19 protein-coding genes are annotated in these 20,086 nt (G+C 39.4%); 5 read left to right on the plus strand and 14 right to left on the minus strand.

The features are described 5' to 3' along the window. Nucleotides 1–21: 21 nt before the first annotated feature. Nucleotides 22–330 (minus strand): DUF6482 family protein, encoded by a 309-nt coding sequence (locus VCASEI_RS10680; RefSeq protein ID WP_089110789.1) that lies wholly within the window; start codon nt 328–330, stop codon nt 22–24. Between the two features lie 176 nt (nt 331–506). Between VCASEI_RS10680 and VCASEI_RS10685 the strand changes: the two genes are divergently transcribed. Beyond that, entirely contained in the window at nt 507–1,541 is a 1,035-nt protein-coding gene (locus tag VCASEI_RS10685) for an NADP(H)-dependent aldo-keto reductase (RefSeq protein WP_089110788.1), read from the plus strand. 113 nt (nt 1,542–1,654) lie between these two features. Here VCASEI_RS10685 and VCASEI_RS10690 read toward each other — a convergent pair whose 3' ends face one another. The 8 genes from VCASEI_RS10690 to xerD form a co-directional block, all read right to left on the minus strand. Continuing rightward, nucleotides 1,655–1,906 (minus strand): DUF1127 domain-containing protein, encoded by a 252-nt coding sequence (locus VCASEI_RS10690; protein ID WP_089110787.1) that lies wholly within the window; start codon nt 1,904–1,906, stop codon nt 1,655–1,657. Nucleotides 1,907–2,416: 510 nt separating this feature from the next. Then, entirely contained in the window at nt 2,417–3,763 is a 1,347-nt protein-coding gene (locus VCASEI_RS10695) for a sigma-54 dependent transcriptional regulator (protein ID WP_089110786.1), read from the minus strand. Between the two features lie 328 nt (nt 3,764–4,091). Then, nucleotides 4,092–5,615, minus strand: coding sequence for a lysine--tRNA ligase (gene lysS, locus VCASEI_RS10700; RefSeq protein ID WP_086961783.1), 1,524 nt, complete (start codon nt 5,613–5,615; stop codon nt 4,092–4,094). A gap of 72 nt (nt 5,616–5,687) precedes the next feature. Beyond that, nucleotides 5,688–6,786 (minus strand): peptide chain release factor 2 gene (gene prfB / locus VCASEI_RS10705; protein ID WP_107928100.1). Its coding sequence is split into 2 segments (ribosomal slippage): nt 5,688–6,710 and nt 6,712–6,786, totalling 1,098 coding nucleotides; the frame shifts between segments, so codons are not numbered across the junction. 102 nt (nt 6,787–6,888) lie between these two features. Then, nucleotides 6,889–8,673: a single-stranded-DNA-specific exonuclease RecJ gene (gene recJ, locus VCASEI_RS10710; RefSeq protein ID WP_086961785.1), complete on the minus strand. Its 1,785-nt coding sequence runs from the start codon at nt 8,671–8,673 to the stop codon at nt 6,889–6,891. Between the two features lie 49 nt (nt 8,674–8,722). Continuing rightward, entirely contained in the window at nt 8,723–9,043 is a 321-nt protein-coding gene (gene yqfB / locus VCASEI_RS10715; protein WP_086962121.1) for a N(4)-acetylcytidine aminohydrolase, read from the minus strand. 11 nt (nt 9,044–9,054) lie between these two features. Then, nucleotides 9,055–9,807, minus strand: coding sequence for a bifunctional protein-disulfide isomerase/oxidoreductase DsbC (dsbC, locus tag VCASEI_RS10720; RefSeq protein ID WP_089110785.1), 753 nt, complete (start codon nt 9,805–9,807; stop codon nt 9,055–9,057). Nucleotides 9,808–9,848: 41 nt separating this feature from the next. Further along, nucleotides 9,849–10,754: a site-specific tyrosine recombinase XerD gene (xerD, locus tag VCASEI_RS10725; RefSeq protein ID WP_258954856.1), complete on the minus strand. Its 906-nt coding sequence runs from the start codon at nt 10,752–10,754 to the stop codon at nt 9,849–9,851. Between the two features lie 146 nt (nt 10,755–10,900). Here xerD and fldB point away from each other — a divergent pair, with 146 nt between their 5' ends. Beyond that, nucleotides 10,901–11,419, plus strand: coding sequence for a flavodoxin FldB (fldB, locus tag VCASEI_RS10730; RefSeq protein ID WP_086961791.1), 519 nt, complete (start codon nt 10,901–10,903; stop codon nt 11,417–11,419). A gap of 96 nt (nt 11,420–11,515) precedes the next feature. Here the strand turns inward: fldB and brnQ are convergent, their stop codons facing one another. Then, a complete protein-coding gene (brnQ, locus tag VCASEI_RS10735; RefSeq protein WP_086961793.1) occupies nt 11,516–12,844 on the minus strand; it encodes a branched-chain amino acid transport system II carrier protein in 1,329 nt (442 codons plus the stop codon). A gap of 300 nt (nt 12,845–13,144) precedes the next feature. Between brnQ and VCASEI_RS10740 the strand changes: the two genes are divergently transcribed. Continuing rightward, on the plus strand, nt 13,145–13,852 hold the full coding sequence (locus VCASEI_RS10740; protein WP_086961795.1) for a tRNA1(Val) (adenine(37)-N6)-methyltransferase: 708 nt from the start codon (nt 13,145–13,147) through the stop codon (nt 13,850–13,852). A gap of 191 nt (nt 13,853–14,043) precedes the next feature. Continuing rightward, nucleotides 14,044–15,288 (plus strand): ATP-dependent RNA helicase SrmB, encoded by a 1,245-nt coding sequence (gene srmB / locus VCASEI_RS10745; protein ID WP_086961797.1) that lies wholly within the window; start codon nt 14,044–14,046, stop codon nt 15,286–15,288. A gap of 138 nt (nt 15,289–15,426) precedes the next feature. Here the strand turns inward: srmB and yaaA are convergent, their stop codons facing one another. Next, on the minus strand, nt 15,427–16,203 hold the full coding sequence (yaaA, locus tag VCASEI_RS10750; protein ID WP_086961799.1) for a peroxide stress protein YaaA: 777 nt from the start codon (nt 16,201–16,203) through the stop codon (nt 15,427–15,429). A 110-nt stretch (nt 16,204–16,313) separates the two neighbouring features. Then, complete coding sequence (locus tag VCASEI_RS10755) at nt 16,314–17,735, minus strand: alanine/glycine:cation symporter family protein (RefSeq protein WP_086961801.1); 1,422 nt, start codon at nt 17,733–17,735, stop codon at nt 16,314–16,316. Between the two features lie 700 nt (nt 17,736–18,435). On the opposite strand from VCASEI_RS10755, the gene VCASEI_RS10760 reads away from it, so the two are divergent. Further along, complete coding sequence (locus tag VCASEI_RS10760; protein ID WP_086961803.1) at nt 18,436–18,624, plus strand: DUF3545 family protein; 189 nt, start codon at nt 18,436–18,438, stop codon at nt 18,622–18,624. Between the two features lie 53 nt (nt 18,625–18,677). Here VCASEI_RS10760 and VCASEI_RS10765 read toward each other — a convergent pair whose 3' ends face one another. Both VCASEI_RS10765 and ung read right to left on the minus strand, forming a co-directional pair. Next, entirely contained in the window at nt 18,678–19,214 is a 537-nt protein-coding gene (locus tag VCASEI_RS10765; protein WP_086961805.1) for a hemerythrin domain-containing protein, read from the minus strand. 98 nt (nt 19,215–19,312) lie between these two features. Beyond that, entirely contained in the window at nt 19,313–20,011 is a 699-nt protein-coding gene (ung, locus tag VCASEI_RS10770) for a uracil-DNA glycosylase (RefSeq protein WP_086961807.1), read from the minus strand. Nucleotides 20,012–20,086 lie beyond the last annotated feature (75 nt).

Here is a 20,086-nt window from a genome sequence, read left to right on the forward strand (position 1 = left end):
GTTCATTTAAATAATCTAAAACTAAGAAACCAAATACAGTTCAATATCTTGGTAAATCACATCACCATGATGACCAAATTCATCATACGCATTATGTAATCTTAGATAAGCCGATGATAAACCAAGTTTTCTCAACTCATCTTTTACTGATTCCAAAGAATTAAAATAGGCTAATTGATCTTTCACTAAAATTGGCTCTAACTTATGTTTGTATTCAACCGCTAATGAATAATGTGAAAGATCCGCACAACTTACCACAAAGACTTTGGGTGGATCACATAACTCATTTTTGCGTGCCTGAAGCCAATGATCGAGCTGCTGCTTTTTCATGTTATCTTCCTTCGGCATGTTCATATTCTGTCAACGTTGAGTGATTCAAAACAACGCTATTGTTTTAGTCTAGAACAAAATAAAACATTATCCCTATCGATCTTTCTTCACTTACTCAAACCGATGTTTTCCTATATATTGGAAATATTCGTTTCATATCATGACAAGGAAGTGCAATGAAATATCACAAGATCCCGCATTCAACCCTTGAAGTAAGTAAAATTTCTTTAGGTACAATGACATTCGGAGAGCAAAACTCACAAACCGATGCCTTCAATCAATTAGATTATGCGGTAGAACGCGGCATAAACCTCATCGATACCGCAGAAATGTACCCAGTGCCTCCCAAACCTGAAACCCAAGGATCCACAGAAGAATATATAGGAAATTGGCTAGAAAAATCAGGGAAACGGGAAAAAATTCTTTTGGCAACGAAAGTAGCGGGCCCAGGTAGAATGACTCATATTCGCGACAATATGAGCCTTGACCGTCGTAATGTTCACCTTGCAATAGACACGAGCTTACAACGCCTGAAAACAGATTATGTCGATCTTTACCAAATCCATTGGCCACAACGTAGTACAAATAGCTTCGGCCAACTCAATTATCCCTATCTAGACGAACAACAAGAAGTTTCTTTAGTTGAAACCTTAGAAGCCTTAGCTGAATTAATAAAGGCGGGAAAAACTCGTTACATTGGTGTTTCCAATGAGACACCTTGGGGGGTTATGACCTTGCTGCGTTTGGCTGAAAAGCATGATTTACCAAGAATAGTCTCAATACAAAATCCGTATAATTTACTAAATAGAAGCTTCGAGATCGGTCTGTCTGAAATCAGCCATCACGAAGGTGTTGAATTATTAGCTTATTCTCCACTCGCCTTTGGCGTATTAAGTGGCAAATATTTGAATGGAGCTCGCCCCAAGGGCGCCCGTTGCAGCTTATTTGAACGCTTTGTTCGCTACATGAACCCACAAGGTGAAGCCGCAACACAAGCTTATATCGATGTCGCAAACAAATACGGTATCAATCCTGCACAAATGGCGCTCGCTTTTGTTAACCAACGCCCATTTGTTGCATCTAATATTATTGGTGCCACCACCATGAAGCAACTTACAGCCAATATTGATAGTATTGATATTGAACTTTCAGATGGCATCATAAAAGATCTTTTTGCCGTAAGCCTTGAGTATTCAAACCCTTGCCCATAAAAGGCCAAGTTCATTTAAATCATACTTTTCATAATTAAAAAAGGGAAGCAATCCACTATGAGTCGCTTCCCTTTTTTCAGGTGCTAGTAAATATTCTTTACCAGCACTCCATCTTATGGACTCTGTCGAGCTTGAAGTAATCGACGCATTAAGCTCACGCGACGTTCCGCTTTCACTGATGGACGTGATTTTTCACCTAATGGTCGGCCAGTGATATCTAAACCAATATCTCGTAATAAATGTTCATTATGCCAAGGAATTTCATATTGAGAACGGCGTATCTTTCTTTTCCAAGCATTTTCATCACGCTTGATATCCGCTTTAATCAATAATGTGGCAAGTTGAATATAAATAGAATGACGCATAATTTTCTCCAAAATAATGATGGGGAAAATAGCAGCATGAAGGGAGATAAAGACAGGTATCCTATCGGCTGCTATTTCCGCAGCCAAGAGGTTACGGAATAATTAGTTATTTCGTTTATCGGACATCATGGTAGACATCCCTATTACTCGATGAGAAATAGGGTGACAGTGATGACTAATAATTTTCACCAATCGGGCGCACAAAAATGTTACAAAACGAAAGTTTTTCATGATGTGCCTCCTTGGTAACTAATTAATCCTAAACACTTTAAGTTCGTGATTTGAAATTCACGATTAAATTTTAACCAATTTTGTACTCTATTCAAGTATTTATTTTGGATCTAAATGAAAACAATCTATTAACCTTATTTAAACATTCAATATGAAGCTAATATATGGAATATCGAATCAATTGAATTAAAATATAGAATATCCTTTCGTTATCAATCTTTCTCAATCAATGATTGGGATAAGTTAATTGGATCGATAAGAAAATACTACTCCACATGGTCAAGGGCAGTTCCGACCCTCGGATATCAAATTATGCTTACCTAATAATCGATACATGGTTGCTCTAGAAATTCCAAGTTCCTTTGCAGCCATAGCAACTTGCCCATCATATGATTCTAATACATAGAATAAAGCATCACGCTCAGAGTCCTCTCTAATTGTTCTTAAACTCCTTGCCTTACTTGCTTGTTTGGGTAAATCAAAATGATGCAGCTCAACCGTTCCCCCTTCTGACATCAAGACAGCTCGTTTTACCTGATTAATCAATTCGCGGATATTACCCGGCCATTGGTATTGCCCCAATACTTTAATTGCGGTTGCTGAAATATTTCTAGCTTGAGTATTATATTCTCTGCTAAATTGCTGAACATAATAATGAGCAATTAAACCGATATCGAGGCTACGTTCCTTTAAAGGTGATACATGAATTTTTAATATATTAAGGAGATAAAATAGCTCAGCATTAAATTCGTTATCTCGAACACTTTGTTCTAAATTTTTATAGGTTGTCACCAAAATCCTCACATCAATTGACTTTATTCCACTGCTTGTTTCAATGGTTTGGCTTGATAAAAATTGCAGTAAATTTTTCTGCTGAGATTGTGGTAGTGCTGTAATGTCTTTAATAATAAGTGTTCCCCCATCCGCTTCTTCTATTTTCGTTTTACAATCTGGATGGGGGTTTTCCACATCAATACCAAATATTTCACGCTCAAAACGCTTTTCCGATAATGCACTGCAATTAATAACCACCATTGGGGCTTTCGACCTAGGTGAGTACTGATGGATAGACTTAGCCACTAGGCTTTTGCCAACACCTTGCTCGCCTGAAATAATAATAGTGGCATCCGTATTAGCGATACGTTTAATTTGTTCTCTTAAGCGTTTGATGACCAAAGACTCACCAATAAGAGATATTTGTGTCTCGATAGGATTATCTGGCCACACTTTTTTTTCTAATTTCAACATTCCAAGTTGATGACCAATACTGCTTAATAACAACTTATCCGGCATCGGCGCAGTAAAAAAATCAATACAGAAGTTAACAATAAACTGGCAAATAGGATCGTGGTTAAGCTGTTGATCTTTAATATAAGCCATCCAACGTACTTGTTTATTATTACTCACTAAATAAGCGATGGCACTTAAACTGAAATCATCACAACTTAAATCAACCAAGCCAATACACGGGCCAATTTTATCAATCTGTTGCTGTCCAAGGCGTAAATCATCGCAGCGATAGCACTTCCAACCGGCAAGTGAAATATTATCAAGCCAAGAATCATGACGACCACCAATCACTAATAATGAACCGGGAACGGAATCCATTTTAAATTGAGTATCCATAAAATATCCTTTTTATTTTCCGTTCAGACCAATTATGGCCATTTAATTATAAATAATGGCTAAAAACTTCACTATATCGATATTATGCTGCATGAATGTCTCAATAGTAAGACATCATTGGTATTAAATAGAGGCAAATAACAAATTTAAATTTTTTCTAAAATAAGTCTATAACTACGTCACTTAATAATGCATGATTCATGTTTTATCTTAAATCGAGTCACGATAAAACAAAAAACCCACCTTAGTCGGTGGGTTTAATTCGTTCATGCTAATGCTATTAAATTATTTCGTTTTATTCACCTTAGCATATTCATATACAACAATATTATTGCTGTGGGCGCATCGCAGGAAATAAAATCACGTCACGTATAGTATGTGTATTAGTAAATAACATCGCTAAGCGATCAATACCAATACCTTGACCCGCCGTTGGTGGTAAACCATGCTCTAACGCATTAATATAATCAGCATCATAGAACATCGCTTCATCATCACCCGCATCTTTGGCATCGACTTGTGCTTTAAAGCGTGCATCTTGATCTTCTGCATCATTAAGCTCAGAGAAACCATTTGCCACTTCACGTCCACCGATGAAAAATTCAAAGCGATCAGTAAAGAAAGGATTTGAATCACTACGACGAGCCAACGGTGAAATATCGGCAGGGTAACCTGTGATGAAAGTTGGTTGAATCAACTGAGGTTCAGCGGTTTCACCAAATATTTCTTCAAGTAATTGCCCACAAGTCCAAAAGCTTTCAACTTGAACATGTACTGACTTGGCAATCTTAACCATGAAATCACGATCTTTTACCGTTTCTTCATTAAGATTTGCGATATCAGAATGATCTGGATTGTAATGTTTAATCGCATCAATCATGCTCATACGGGCATATTGACCACCAAATTCCACCGTTTCTTCACCATAAGGCATAGACGTAGCGCCTAAAACCTCAAGTGCTACCGTACTTAGCATTTCTTCAGTCAGATCCATAAGATCGTTATAATCAGCGTACGCCATGTAGAATTCCATCATCGTGAATTCTGGATTATGGCGTGGAGACAAACCTTCATTACGGAAATTACGGTTCACTTCAAATACACGATCAAAGCCTCCGACAACCAAACGCTTCAAATAAAGTTCTGGTGCAACACGCAGATACATATCAATGTCTAACGCATTATGGTGAGTGATAAATGGACGTGCCGTTGCACCACCAGGGATCACATGCATCATTGGCGTTTCCACTTCTAAAAACGCTTTTTTAGACATAAAATTACGGATTGCCATGACTAATTTAGAACGAATAATAAACGCATTACGTGAATCTTCGTTTACTATCAAATCAACATAACGCTGACGATAACGCATTTCTTGGTCAGTTAAGCCGTGGAATTTTTCAGGTAAAGGACGAAGGGCTTTCGTTAGTAATTCATAGCTTTCCATATTCACGTAAAGATCGCCTTTACCTGACTTATGCAATGCCCCTTTCACACCGATGATGTCACCGATATCTAGACCTTGGTATTTTTCTTTTAATTCTTTTTGTACATCTTTTGCTGCGTACGCTTGAATACGGCCAGACGTTTCTTGAATCACTAGAAATGGACCACGTTTTGCCATCACACGACCTGCAATCGCAACAACATGATTCAGCGCTTCTAATTCTTCTTTTGATTTTTCACCAAATTCAGCTTGAAGATCCGCCGCTAAATGCTCACGACGAAAGTCATTTGGGTGGCCGTTTGCTTTACAGCTTTGACGGATATGATCCAGTTTAGAACGACGCTCAGCGATCAGTTTATTTTCTTCTGCTGCATCAATTTGGTTTTGGCTGTTTGATTCAGTCATCATGTGCCCTTATAAAAAATGAGTTATCTTCTTAAAGAAGAGGAATTCTGTGTGCTTAGCTTGTTGCCGAACTTAGAGCCCTGACTTCAAGCTTGCTTCAATAAACTTATCGAGATCGCCATCTAATACTGCTTGAGTATTGCGGTTTTCGACACCAGTACGTAGATCTTTAATACGCGAATCATCTAATACGTAAGAGCGAATTTGACTGCCCCAACCGATATCCGATTTGGAATCTTCATTGGCTTGTTTTTCAGCATTTTGCTTTTGCAATTCAAACTCAAACAATTTTGCACGAAGCTGCTTCATCGCTTGATCTTTGTTTTTATGCTGAGAACGATCGTTTTGACACTGCACCACAATATTAGTTGGTACGTGCGTAATACGAACCGCTGATTCCGTGGTGTTTACGTGCTGACCACCGGCACCAGATGCACGATATACATCAATACGTAAATCCGATGGGTTAATATCAATTTCGATGTTGTCATCAATCTCAGGGTAGATAAATGCCGACGCAAATGAGGTATGACGGCGACCACCTGAATCAAATGGTGATTTACGAACTAAGCGATGCACGCCAGTTTCAGTTCGTAGCCAGCCATAAGCATATTCACCAGAAATACGAACGGTCGCGCCTTTAAGGCCAGCCACATCCCCTTCTGATACTTCAATCACTTCCGTCTTGAACCCTTTGGCTTCTGCCCAACGTAAATACATACGTAGCATCATCGAAGTCCAATCTTGCGCTTCGGTACCACCAGATCCTGATTGTAAATCGATATAGCAATCAGAAGCATCGTGATCACCGGCAAACATACGGCGAAACTCAAGCTTTTCTAATTTCGCTTCAAGATCAGCAAGTTCAGGTTCGATCTCGTCAAAGGTTTCTTGATCTTGCTCTTCAACCGCAAGTTCTAATAGTCCTTCAACATCATCACAACCTTGATCCAGTTGATCTATGGTTTCAACGACGGCTTCTAATGCTGAACGTTCTTTACCTAACGCTTGAGCGCGCTCAGGTTCATTCCAGACATCAGGTTGTTCAAGTTCGGCATTTACTTCTTCTAGACGCTCTTTCTTAGCATCGTAGTCAAAGATACCCCCTCAGAACATTCGTGCGCTCGGCAACGTCCTGAAGGCGGTTTTTAATCGGATTGATTTCAAACATGTTGGCTTATCACTTATTTGAGATATTGGGTCAATTCTTATACGAATATAGGCGCAGAATTCTACCTAAATTGGTGATGAATATACAGGGATTTTACTCGTTTCATTTAGCTTCTAGATGATCAACCATCAATTGCAATGATTGATTGCCACGAAACTCATTAATATCGAGTTTATAAGCTAAGTGAACGATTTTCACCGAAGCATCCGGCCAACGGCGTAAATCAACATTAAAAGCAATTGCATCAATCATAATGCCTGTTGGATGACCTTTAAACAGTGGCTCTAACATCATTTTCAAATGCTTTTCACCCACCAGTTTTTGATGCAACAGCTTAAACTCACCATCAAATAAAGGTTCAGGGAATGCTTGCCCCCATGGACCACCAGCACGGATTTCTTCCGCTGTATGCATAGAAAACTCTTCAGGTTTTAATTCACCATCGGACAAAATAACCCCTTCTAAAGCAGATTCATCCAGCTCTTGTCTTACAGCCACATCAAATAATTGACTAAATTGCTCGAATTTATTTTGGTAAATGGTTAAGCCTGCCGCCATAGCATGCCCTCCAAATTTTAAAATAATACCGGGATGTTGTGTATCAATACGATCCAAAACATCACGCATATGTAAGCTTGGAATTGAGCGACATGAACCTTTTAAGATGCTTTCACCTGAATCAAGTTGCCCACCGTCAGCAAAAGCAATAACGGGACGATGAAATTCATCTTTAATGCGCGATGCTAAAATGCCGATAACCCCTTGATGCCAATCCGCTTGAAATAGCGTTAACCCATAAGGCATCGCATTATTTTTACCAACAAGGCCACTAGCGTTAGCCTCTTTACTATTGAGTAATCGCTCACAAAATGCCATCGCTTCTTGTTTCATACCCTGCTCAATTTCGCGACGCATTTGGTTTAAGCCATCCAATTCACTTGCCATCCGGCGGGCAGCATGAATGTTATTACATAAAAGTAATTCAACACCAAAGGACATATCCTCTAATCGTCCTGCGGCATTAATTCTTGGCCCTAATGCGAAACCAAAATCAGCAGCGACTAAACGTTTTGCATCCCGTTTGGCAACTTCAATTAACGCTTGAATACCCGGCCTTGCTTTGCCGGCACGAATACGCTGTAAGCCTTGATGTACTAAAATGCGATTATTTTCATCCAGAGGGACAACATCCGCCACAGTACCAAGCGCCACCAAATCAAGCAGTACGCCTAAATTAGGCTCAGGAATATCTTGAGTTGCAAACCAATTTTCGGCTCTCATTTGAGCGCGAAGTGCCAACATCAAATAAAAGGCAACGCCCACTCCAGCCAGCGCTTTAGAAGGAAAAGCGCACTCTTGCAAGTTCGGGTTAACCATCGCATCAGCAATCGGCAATTCACTGCCAGGTAAATGATGATCCGTGACTATAACGGTTAAACCTTGCTCTTTAGCATAACGAACCCCTTCAATCGATGAAACGCCGTTATCCACTGTCATGATCACTTGAGCACCAAGTTCAATCGCTTGATCTACAACGTCAGGGCTTAAGCCATAACCGTCTTCAAAACGATTCGGTACTAAATAATCAACATTTGAGCTACCCAGCATACGAATTGCCAATACCGATAATGCTGAGCTAGTTGCACCATCAGCATCAAAATCCCCAACCACAATAATCCGTTTTTGCTCTTTAATCGCCATAAACAGCAGCTCAACCGCTAACCGGATTCCATGCAAGGATTGATAAGAATGTAATCCCTTCGCCCCTTTTTCAAGCTGGCAAACATCATCAATATTACGATTCAAATAGATTCGACGTAACAAAGCAGGAATCGACTCTGGTAAGCGCGAAAGGTCAACATCAGGGCGGCGGGTAATCGTAGTCATAACACTCTTTTTAAGGGGTTTTATTAAAATTATGGAGATTAACGAACCACTAATTCGATAACAATTGGTAATGTATAACGTAAAGTTCTTCGATATTAGGGTAAATATCTCGAATAACCGATTTTAATTGCGGCAACGTCATATTTTCTTGTTCTGCATGAAACTCCGTGAGCGCTGAAAAAGCCAATGGGTCGATCGAGATAATCTTTAACTGGCAAAACACTCGCCCTTCTTCCAATGTGGAGACGGTGACTATGGAACCTGGTATATAATAGCTTTCAGACTTATCTCGAATCGTAATCTTCTTTTTTCCCGCCAGAATATCGGCTTCAAAGCGAGAAAAAAACGTCATTTCTATTGGGGCATTAATCACTGAATTCATTATAGGCCCGCAGATTGAAGTGTTTTCAACAAATCACTATCCGGTAAGTAACCACCCACTAACTGACCATTAGACAATAAAATAGCTGGTGTTCCACTAATACCAAGTTGAGCACCAAAAGCATATTGATCTTCAATCATTTTTTGGCATTTAGGCAGATTCTTTGAGTCAAAGTCAAAACGACGATTCAATTTCACTTCATCTAATGCGGCTTTACGATGATCCGCACACCACACCTTCGCCATCGTGTTCGCAACATTGCCTGTCGGCCCTTGACGTGGATAAGCCATATAACGAACCGTAATGCCTGCATCATTATACTTTTGCATTTCTTTATGCAATTTTACGCAGTAGCCACAAGTGATATCCGTGAAAACCGTGACCACATATTTTTGATCTTCAGCTTTATAAACAATCATGTCATCCGCAAATTTTTCAATTTTCTTGGCGTATTTCTGAGCCATTAAATCGGTAAAGTTTCCCGATGAATCTAGGCTATACATCTTGCCCTGTAAGAAGAAATCGCCTGTTGGTGTAGCAAAGAACACACCTTGATTCGTCGTTACTTCCACTAACCCTTTCACTGGTGAATCCGCTACATTGGTCACTTGTAACCCTAATTTAGCAAACCGAGAAGTAATGTCTTGTTGGCTTGAAGACTCGGCCGCGTGTGATGAAAAGCTAACAACCGCGAATATCAAGGCAAAAAGACCGCCTCGAAAAGCATTATTAGTTAAAAATAATAAACGCATGTACTCACCTTAAATGGCTATAAAAATTAAGAAAATTGCAGTTAAGCTCGAGGATGATGTTGCTGATGAATTTGTTTTAATCGTTCAGTCGCCACATGAGTATAAATTTGTGTGGTCGATAAGTCACTATGTCCAAGTAGCATTTGTACTACTCTGAGATCCGCGCCATGATTCAATAAATGCGTGGCAAAAGCATGGCGAAGAACATGTGGCGATAAAGCATGACTATCGATTCCAGCATGCACCGCATAAAACTTAATCCGATGCCAAAAGGTTTGACGAGTCATCTGTTGCGCGCGTTTACTGGGGAAGACCACATCCGAACTTTTTTCCCCTAATAAGGCTGGGCGGCCTTGTTCTATAAAGGTTTCAATCCATTCAATGGCGTTTTCTCCCATTGGTACTAGGCGCTCTTTACCGCCTTTACCGGTTACCCGAACCACTCCCTGACGCAAGCTCATATTCTCCATAGTTAAACTGACTAACTCTGTCACACGCAAGCCCGTTGCGTACAAAAGTTCAAGCATGGCCTTATCACGTAGTTCGAGTGGATCTTCCACAATAGGAGCATCCAATAACGCTTCAATTTGCTCTTCAGAAAGATCTTTAGGCAATCGCTTCGGCAATTTAGGCGCAATCAATAATGCACTAGGATCGTCATTACGAATTTTTTCACGATTGAGGTACTGAAAAAAACGACGAATGGCCGATAACATTCTCGCGCGAGAAGTTTGCTTAAACCCCTTATCATAAAGCCATGCTTGGTAAGCTTGTAGATCCGAGGTCAATATGGAAATCAGTTCAAGTTTATTATCGTGAATCCACGACACCAATTTGTCTAAATCATGGCGATAAGATTGCAACGTATTTTCAGACAAGCCTCGCTCCATCCAAATGGCATCTAAAAAACGCTCCACTAGAGCTAATTCAGATTCTTTTGCATTCACATACTTTCCTTTCATTCTAATTTAAGCCGAATTGAGGGTACGGTAGCCTTTTATCATTTACCACTATTTTCAATCAAAACATATAAAGCACAGCATTTTCTCGTTAGAATTACCCACAAACTTAATAAAATGATCAAAGTTAACTTATGAAGATTGGTTTATTCTACGGTTCAAGTACTTGCTATACCGAAATGGCATCAGAGAAGATTCGTGCCATTATGGGGGAAGAACTGGTTGATATTTACAACATCAAAGATACCCCAGTGACAACATTACAAGATTATGATTTTCTGATCTTAGGTATTTCAACCTGGGATTTTGGTGAAATTCAAGAAGATTGGAGTGCGGTATGGCAGCAACTCGATGGGCTATCTCTAAGCGGCAAGTACGTCGCATTATTCGGGCTAGGCGATCAAGAAGGCTATGGCGAATGGTTTCTCGATGCGATGGGGATGCTGCATGATGAGCTACTCCCAACCGGTGTTCAATTTCTAGGGTATTGGCCTAATCAAGGTTATCAATTTGATAAATCCAAAGCATTAATTAGCGATCAAAGCCATTTTGTTGGCCTAGCATTAGATGAAGATTCACAATATGAATTAAGTGATGAGCGCATTGAAACTTGGTGTGAACAAATTCTCGTGGAATATCACAACAGCCTATAACCCCCCCCCCTTTCAAACAACAAAAAAGACTGAGTGATAATACTAAAATCACTCAGCCTTTTTAACCAACCATGTGGCGTCAAATCAATCGTATATTTACGCCATATCTTCGCTTAACTCACTGTTCTCATTCTCTTGCTGTTGAGGCTTAGGCACAAATATCATGGCTGCGATAGCCGCTAATGTCGGTAGCATCCACGCCATACCATAATCAAATAATGGTAAGAAGTGAAAAGCCGATACATCAATATTCATCGCTTTCGCAGCGTCAATTAACGCAAATACTAATGACAAGCACACAACCACACGATATGCCAAAGGACGGTTTGGTAAACGTGAACGAACTAATGTTAATAACACAATCGCAATCGCAACTGGGTACAGCGCAAAGAGCACTGGTACAGACAATGCAATAAGTTGAGCCAAACCAACATTCGCCACCAACGCACATACCGCGCCAACCACGATTACCCACGCTTTATAGCTTATCGGAGTCAATGAACTAAAATAGTCTGCACAAGCAGAAATCAGACCAATTGAAGTGGTTAAACACGCCAACAACACAATCGTCGTTAAAACAAATTGTCCTTCCGTTCCAAATAACGCTTGAACATAAACACTTAAAATCGCGCCACCATTATCTAAACCGGCAGCAATACCATTACTGGTTGCTCCAAGATAGAATAATGAAATATACACAAGTGCTAAGCCCCCTGCAGCGATAAAAGCAGCATAAATGACATAGCGAGTGACCGAACGTTTATCGGTGATACTCTTGCTACGCAAGGCTTCTATAATCAAGGTCCCAAACATCAATGAAGCAAAAGTATCCATGGTGTTATAACCATCAAGAAAACCAGTACTAAAAGGTTGAGATGCATAATTAGCTTGAGCGGCAATGATCTCACCTTGGGGGTTAATAAAAACCATGACAGATAAAATCAACAAACCAAGGAAAAGCACTGGCGTTAATATCTTACCTATCACGTCAAGAAGCTTACCTTGAGACCAAGCAAAGAGCATAGCAACAGCAAAGAAAATGATAGAAAAAACGGTCAAATGAAATTGTGACGGTTCAGAAATAAATGGCTTTAATCCCATTTCATAAGCTACAAGACCGGTACGAGGTGCCGCAAAAGCCGGGCCGATAATAATGAAAAACAACACAGCAACAACAGTTGCGGCTGTCTTTGGTAAATCTTGCGTGAGTTTATCCCAACCACCTCCCACAAGAGCAATCGCGATAATACCAAGTAAAGGTAAACCTACCGCCGTACTAAGAAAGCCCAACATAGTTGAAAAAACAGCTTCACCAGCCAATTGACCCGCTAAAGGTGGAAAAATAATATTCCCCGCGCCCAAAAAGAACGCAAACAACATAAAGCCTAAAGCCCAAACATCGGTTATTTTTAACTTTTGGTTCAAAATAAAACCTTAATAAAATAATAGGTAGATAAATTCCAGAATAACGAAAGTGAAAACAACTAACGATAGTCCCATTTAATGAGATAATGACGAAATTCAGACAAAGTGGCAAGTTGACCAACAAAAACATCATAAAATAACAACACCGCAACACAAATGCAGTTTATTAGACTATAAAAATAAAAATAAACAGCCTTAAAAACTTAACAAATTACAAACAAAAACCAAAAAATCGACATAAAAAACTATATATATTATATTTATTGGCATTAAAAACCACGCAAGGTATTGAATGATTAAATGAATAAAATAAAAGATTTCCATTTAAAGCAGTTTTCAATCATTGGCGGGCATTCGGGCATGGCGGTCAGTACTGATGCTATTTTGCTGGGAGCATGGGCGAATCTACTGTCTGCTAATACAATATTGGATATTGGTACAGGCACAGGTTTACTCGCATTAATGTCTGCGCAACGAAACCAAACTAGTATAATTCAAGCTATTGATATTGATTCTGATGCTATTAATTCGGCTAAAATAAACGTCAAAAATAGCCCATGGGCTGATCGTATTACTGTCGAAAAAAATGATGTCACTCAGCAAAAAAACGACAAACAGTATGATCACATTATCTGTAATCCTCCCTATTTTAATTCAGGTGAAGTAAGCCAATGGCAAGCAAGAGCAAATGCTCGTCACACGTTAACGTTAGGCCACAATCAACTATTAACAGCTTGCCAGTCTTTATTATCTGCACAGGGTGAAGCGAGCTTTATACTCCCAAAAGAGGAAGGAAGAACCTTCATTGAACGAGCTAAATCACTAGGTTGGTTTGTCAGTCGTCTTTGCGAAATAAACACCACGGTTAATAAACAAAGTTATCGTATGCTAATCGCATTAACTCGATACCCAGTTAATACCGAACATACCCAATTAACCATCCATCAAGATGGTCACTATAGCCAAGCTTTCATTGAATTAACCCAAGATTTCTATCTAAAAATGTAATATAGAAAGATCCCTTAGCATTGACCTTTCAGCATGCTAAGGAAAAACTCAGAGATCTCTCGCTGAAAGTGTGATCTTGAAGTATAATGCGCGACCGTTTTAACGAACCTTTTTCTGCGTGTGGCATGTGTTCACACTATCTTTATTAGAACCATGTTTAACAACGCCGGAAGGCTTGCTGGAGAAATTACGTGATCAGAACTTTTGCAGAACTCGATCTAGACCAAAACCTTATCGAAGCGATTGAAGAAATGGGCTTTGAGCGCCCTACTCAAATTCAAGCAGATGCAATTCCACAAGCTCTTGATGGCAAGGATGTACTTGCTTCCGCACCAACCGGCACCGGTAAGACCGCAGCCTTTGCCTTACCTGCTCTGCAGTATTTACAAGATTTTCCGCGCAAGAAAGCAGGTCCTGCTCGTGTATTGATTCTCACGCCTACTCGTGAGCTAGCAATGCAAGTAGCCGATCAAACTCGTGCCTTAGCCAAAAATACTAATTTGAACATTTTCACTATCACTGGTGGTGTAATGTATCAAGATCACGCTGATATATTGGCGACAACGCAAGATATCGTGGTAGCAACTCCTGGTCGTTTAATGGAATACATTGAGGCAGAACGCTTTGATTGTCGCGCGATTGAATGGCTTATTCTTGATGAAGCTGATCGCATGTTAGACATGGGCTTTGGTCCTGTGGTTGATCGCTTATCAGCTGAATGTCGCTGGCGTAAACAAACCCTTTTATTCTCAGCAACATTAGAAGGCCGTGGCGTAGAAGGTTTCACAGAAGATCTTCTTAAGAATCCAGTTAAGTTAGAAGCCGATCCTTCTCGCCGTGAACGTAAAAAGATCACTCAGTGGTATCACCGCGCCGATACCGCTGCGCACAAACTGGAATTACTTAAAGCAATTTTAATCCAAGCTGAACGTACCATTATCTTTGTAAAAACTCGTGAGCGTTTAGCCGAACTGCGTGGCCACTTGGAAAGTGCTCAAGTAGTGTGTGCGTGGATCCAAGGTGAAATGCCACAGGATCGTCGTAATAATGCCATCACTCGTTTCCGCGATGGTGACGTAAATGTGCTTATCGCGACCGACGTTGCAGCTCGTGGTATTGATCTACCCGATGTGAGCCATGTCATTAACTACGATATGCCACGTACTGCCGACGTCTATTTACACCGTATTGGTCGTACTGCTCGCGCAGGTAAAAAAGGAAATGCTGTCTCTTTAGTCGAAGCTCATGACCAATCAATGATTGAGCGTGTAATGCGTTACACCAAAGATGAAATCAAAGAACGCTATGTTCAAGGCCTTCGTCCTAATACTAAAAAGCCAGTAATTAAGAAAAAGAATAAAAAGAAAGTTAAAGCGGCGGCGGCAACTATTTCTAAAAAACAAGCGGCGCTAAAAAAGAAGAAAAAGAAAAAATAATATCGAACATGGTTCATTATGCAGGATCAAAAAGGGAGCACAATGTGCTCCCTTTATTATGTTATACGCAAGTGATTTCAAGGTGCAGAATGCAAAACGTTCTGGCAAAAGCCGTTTAAGAAAAAGCGTAGCGGATTGTTAGTTCTGTTCTTCACGTTTAAAAACAAGCTCATTATTATTCGATTCCGCTGGCACAAAAGAGTAACCCGCAACATCAAAGCGCTTTAATTCATCTAATGTTTTCACTTTATTTTCGATAATGTAACGTGCCATCATTCCACGTGCTTTTTTGGCATAAAAACTGATCACTTTATAAGTGCCATTTTTGCAGTCTTTAAATGCTGGTGTAATGGTCGTTCCATCAATTTTTTGTGGCTTCACTGCCTTGAAGTATTCATTAGAGGCTAAGTTGACTAAAAGATTGTCCCCTTGCTCGTGTAAGGCTTTATTGACTTCATCCGTAATAATATCACCCCAGAATTGATACAGATTATTACCACGCTCATTGGCAAGTTTAGTCCCCATTTCAAGTCTGTATGGCTGCATCAAATCAAGTGGTTTCAATAATCCATATAAACCAGACAACATACGTAAATGAGACTGAGCATAATCGATATCATTTTCAGACAAGCTTTGTGCATCTAACCCGGTATAGACATCACCTTTGAACGCAAAAATAGCTTGGCGGGAATTATTAAAATCAAACGTTGGGTTCCATTGAGCAAAGCGAGCGACATTCAAGCCTGCTATCTTGTCACTCACCTTCATTAAGCTAGAGATATCTTCCGGACCCAGCTCACGGCAAACCTCAATCAATTGAGCAGAGTGTTCAGTCAATACCGGCATAGTATGCTTTTTCGTCGGCAACGGTGATTCATAATCTAACGTTTTAGCAGGAGAAACCAATATCAGCATATTCAATCCATTTCTTGTTTGTATAATGACAAAGCCAGTATAACAAAAAAGCCACACATCGCTGTATGGCTTTTCCAATCAATTCAATTGCTTTTCACAATCGATACTATTTATTTTTTATTCCAAACGCCATTCTCAATTTGAGAAGTCAACTCAGGGAAATCATTCGCATCAAATGTTGGGACTTTACCTTCATCTAATTGCCTATTGTAATCTTTCGCTAGCTTAATCACGATGCCAGAAAGTAGTAAGATGGCAATTAAGTTAACAATCGCCATCAACCCCATTGAAGCATCCGCTAACGACCAAACCGTCGGTAATGTCGCCAACGAACCAAACATAACCATCCCTAAAACGACAAAACGGAAAATTTGTTTCGCATAACGTGACTTCTTGAAAATAAACATAATGTTACTTTCAGCATAAGAGTAGTTTGCAATGATTGATGTGAATGCAAAAAAGAAAATCGCAATCGCAACAAAGATTTTACCCCATTCGCCGACTTGTGCGCTCAATGCATTTTGCGTCAAGATAATACCCGTTACTTCACTATGAGGAACGTATTCACCTGAAAGTAAAATAATTGAAACCGTTGCCGTACAAATAACGATCGTATCAACAAAGACACCAAGCATTTGCACATAACCTTGCGAAGCTGGATGTGGAGGATACGGCGTTGCCGCGGCTGCTGCGTTAGGCGCAGAACCCATACCTGCTTCGTTCGAGAACAAACCACGAGCCACACCCACTTTGATCGCGTTCATGACAGCATAACCCACACCACCAGCAGCGGCTTCTTGCAGACCAAATGCACTTTTGAAAATAAGCTCAATCGCACCAGGTACTTTATCCAAATTCATAATGATCACGAAGACAGCAAGAATCAAATAGAAAACGGCCATTATTGGTACTAGAATTTCAGCGGTACGAGCAATCTTACGAATACCACCAAAAATAACAAACCCAGAAAGTACGACTAGCACACCACCAACCATGGCTTTGTTCCAATTAAATGCAGTATGCATCGCATCAGCAATCGAATTAGATTGAACCGCGTTAAATACTAAACCAAATGCAATAATAAGAAGTACCGAAAACAACACGCCCATCCAGCGCATGCCCAGTCCTTTCTCCATGTAATAAGCAGGGCCACCACGATAATTACCATCTTCACCGCGCGTTTTATATAGCTGTGCAAGGGTACTTTCAGCAAAAGCAGTCGCCATGCCAACCATAGCGATAACCCACATCCAGAAAATAGCACCAGGGCCACCAACGGTTAATGCTACAGCTACACCCGCCATATTACCGGTTCCAACACGCGCCGCTAAGCTAGTACAAAATGCTTGGAAAGAAGAAATCCCCGCTTCATCTGATTGTCGGCTATTTTTTAAAACCGAAAACATATGTCCAAAATGGCGCAACTGAATAAAACCAAGACGCAAGGTGAAGTAAATACCTACACCAACCAACAAGTAAACTAAAATAGATCCCCACAGAAGATCATTTAATAATGCAATTAGATCTGTCACACAAACCTCACCTAGAATTATGACAATATTAACCTCTCATCCATATAACAGATGAGCTCCCTCATTGCCTTTATCATTCAATTCAAATTCGTTTATTTTAGTGTTTTTTGAAAGATAAAGACGCACCAAAGAACACGCTTTGATACCCATCAGATATTCTGACTGGAAAGATAATGCAGATCTAAGCACCAAAAATCAATATGAAATTATTTTCATAACTATGCATTATTGAACCATTTCATACAGCATAATTAGTATATTTAACCAAGTTTCATGCATCAAAAAGAATCTTTTACTCATAAAAAACCATAATTCGATATGCATTTTTTCATAGAAGATGAGTAAATCACAATAAGAACGAAACCTTGATAGAGAAAGGGCTAACCTCTATTCATTTCCTTTAATTTTGTATCGGTTTTGTGAAATCAATTGAAAAACGACAAACGATAACAAGTAAATAACAACTGAAACATAAAAAACACAACCTCGGCTCTAATTGATTCCATTTTTATCCGTAATATTTTTTTACATGTCTATTTTTTAGACATTAGTTTTAAAATATGAACTCAATAGCAGAACGACATAAAAACTTCATGGTTTAGAAATAAATGAGAAATACATCAAGGTTAAACTTTAGGATTGTGTGATATCTATTCATTCTGAACATGGAATTCAGCATCTAAAAAGAGAGGGATCAAATATGGAAAGCTTTCAATTAGACGACATCATGGCAATGGAACCTAGTCTTTACCGTTCAAATAAGGTTAAAGCAACCAAACGAAAATGGAGAGAGATTGAAGCGATTCAAGATAAACGTCAATTACAAAAAGAATTGATGGAATTGGATTACTCACGAGAATACAAACTCGACGATATTGAATTCAATTAGGCCGTTAAGCGACCTCTAAAAACAGGCGCTGATAGCGCCTGTTCTGACACATTTTAACTCTTATTGATATATTCAGATAATCGATAATATTCTTTTTCGATATCCTGCCCAAAGAGCGGATCATTCACTTCCTCTCCCCATAGAGCTTCAACTTCTTTCCAATCTTGCAAGCTAAACTCACGTTTCAATTTAGGCAGAATTTCGCGTTCTTCAAAATCTAAATGTCGTTTTTGTTCATGGATAAAGTGATCAAGCTGCCGAATAAACACATCTTTAGGCACTATCGCATCTTGTAACACCATATCGATTAATTCTGCAAAATCTTGAGTAACCTTAGCCAATATTTTATGTTCTTTGGCTAAGTTAGCGATAGTCGATACATTACCATAATGCTGCATATAATAATGGTAGATAATATCTTCTTTAGGATGATGGGTATGCTCAGAATGGCTCTGTAAATAGGTAATCACATCATGGACAATATGATAATTAATTTCTTTATCTTGCTGAAGGTTCTTAAGTTTCTCATCAAGAACAACTAATAACCTCACCATATAACTATGTTCTCGACTAATCATTTCTCCAAGCATAATCCCTCCCTTAAGTGTCCAGACACTATTTCATCTCATGCTTACAATATAGGAATATTAGGAGAAACTGCCATTGTCCTTGGTCAATAAAACGTCAATTAACGTCGTAGTGATAAGGTTTCATCTTTTGAGCTCGACTGCCATTGAATTATCGATTTATTCTCAGATCTTAGAATTTGATTCACTTGAGAAAAATGCCGACACCCAAAAAAACCTCTATGTGCCGATAACGGTGAAGGATGAGGTGCCGTCAACACATGATGTTTATCTTTATTAATTGATTGTCCCTTCTTTTGAGCATGAGCCCCCCACAACAAGAAAATAACCCCATCATGTTGCTCGTTGATGGTACTAATTATATGATCGGTAAACCTCTCCCAACCAGCTTTAGCATGTGAATGTGCTTTTCCTTGTTCAACTGTTAAAACAGTATTTAGTAGCAATACTCCTTGCTGAGCCCAAGAAGCAAGATAACCATGTTGAGGGATCTCAAATCCATCAATATCATGAGCAAGTTCTTTATACATATTCATTAATGAAGGCGGTATCTTAACATTAGGCAAAACAGAAAAAGCCAATCCATGAGCTTGATTGGGGCCATGATAAGGATCTTGACCTAAGATCACGACCTTAACCTCCGGAAACGACGTATATTCAAAAGCTGAAAAAACATTCTCTTGCAAAGGATAAATCGTTTTTCCTTGTGCTCTTTCAGCCTCAACAAACAACAGCAATTCTTTGAAATAATTTTGTTTTTTTTGCTGTTCAATAATATTAGACCAACTCAACTTGCTCATATCTACCTTATCTATATCAATTTATGATTCTTATTATCGAGATATCTTACTAAGAATAAGCGATGGTACCTCAGA

Source organism: Vibrio casei, from assembly GCF_002218025.2.
Taxonomy (GTDB): domain Bacteria; phylum Pseudomonadota; class Gammaproteobacteria; order Enterobacterales; family Vibrionaceae; genus Vibrio; species Vibrio casei.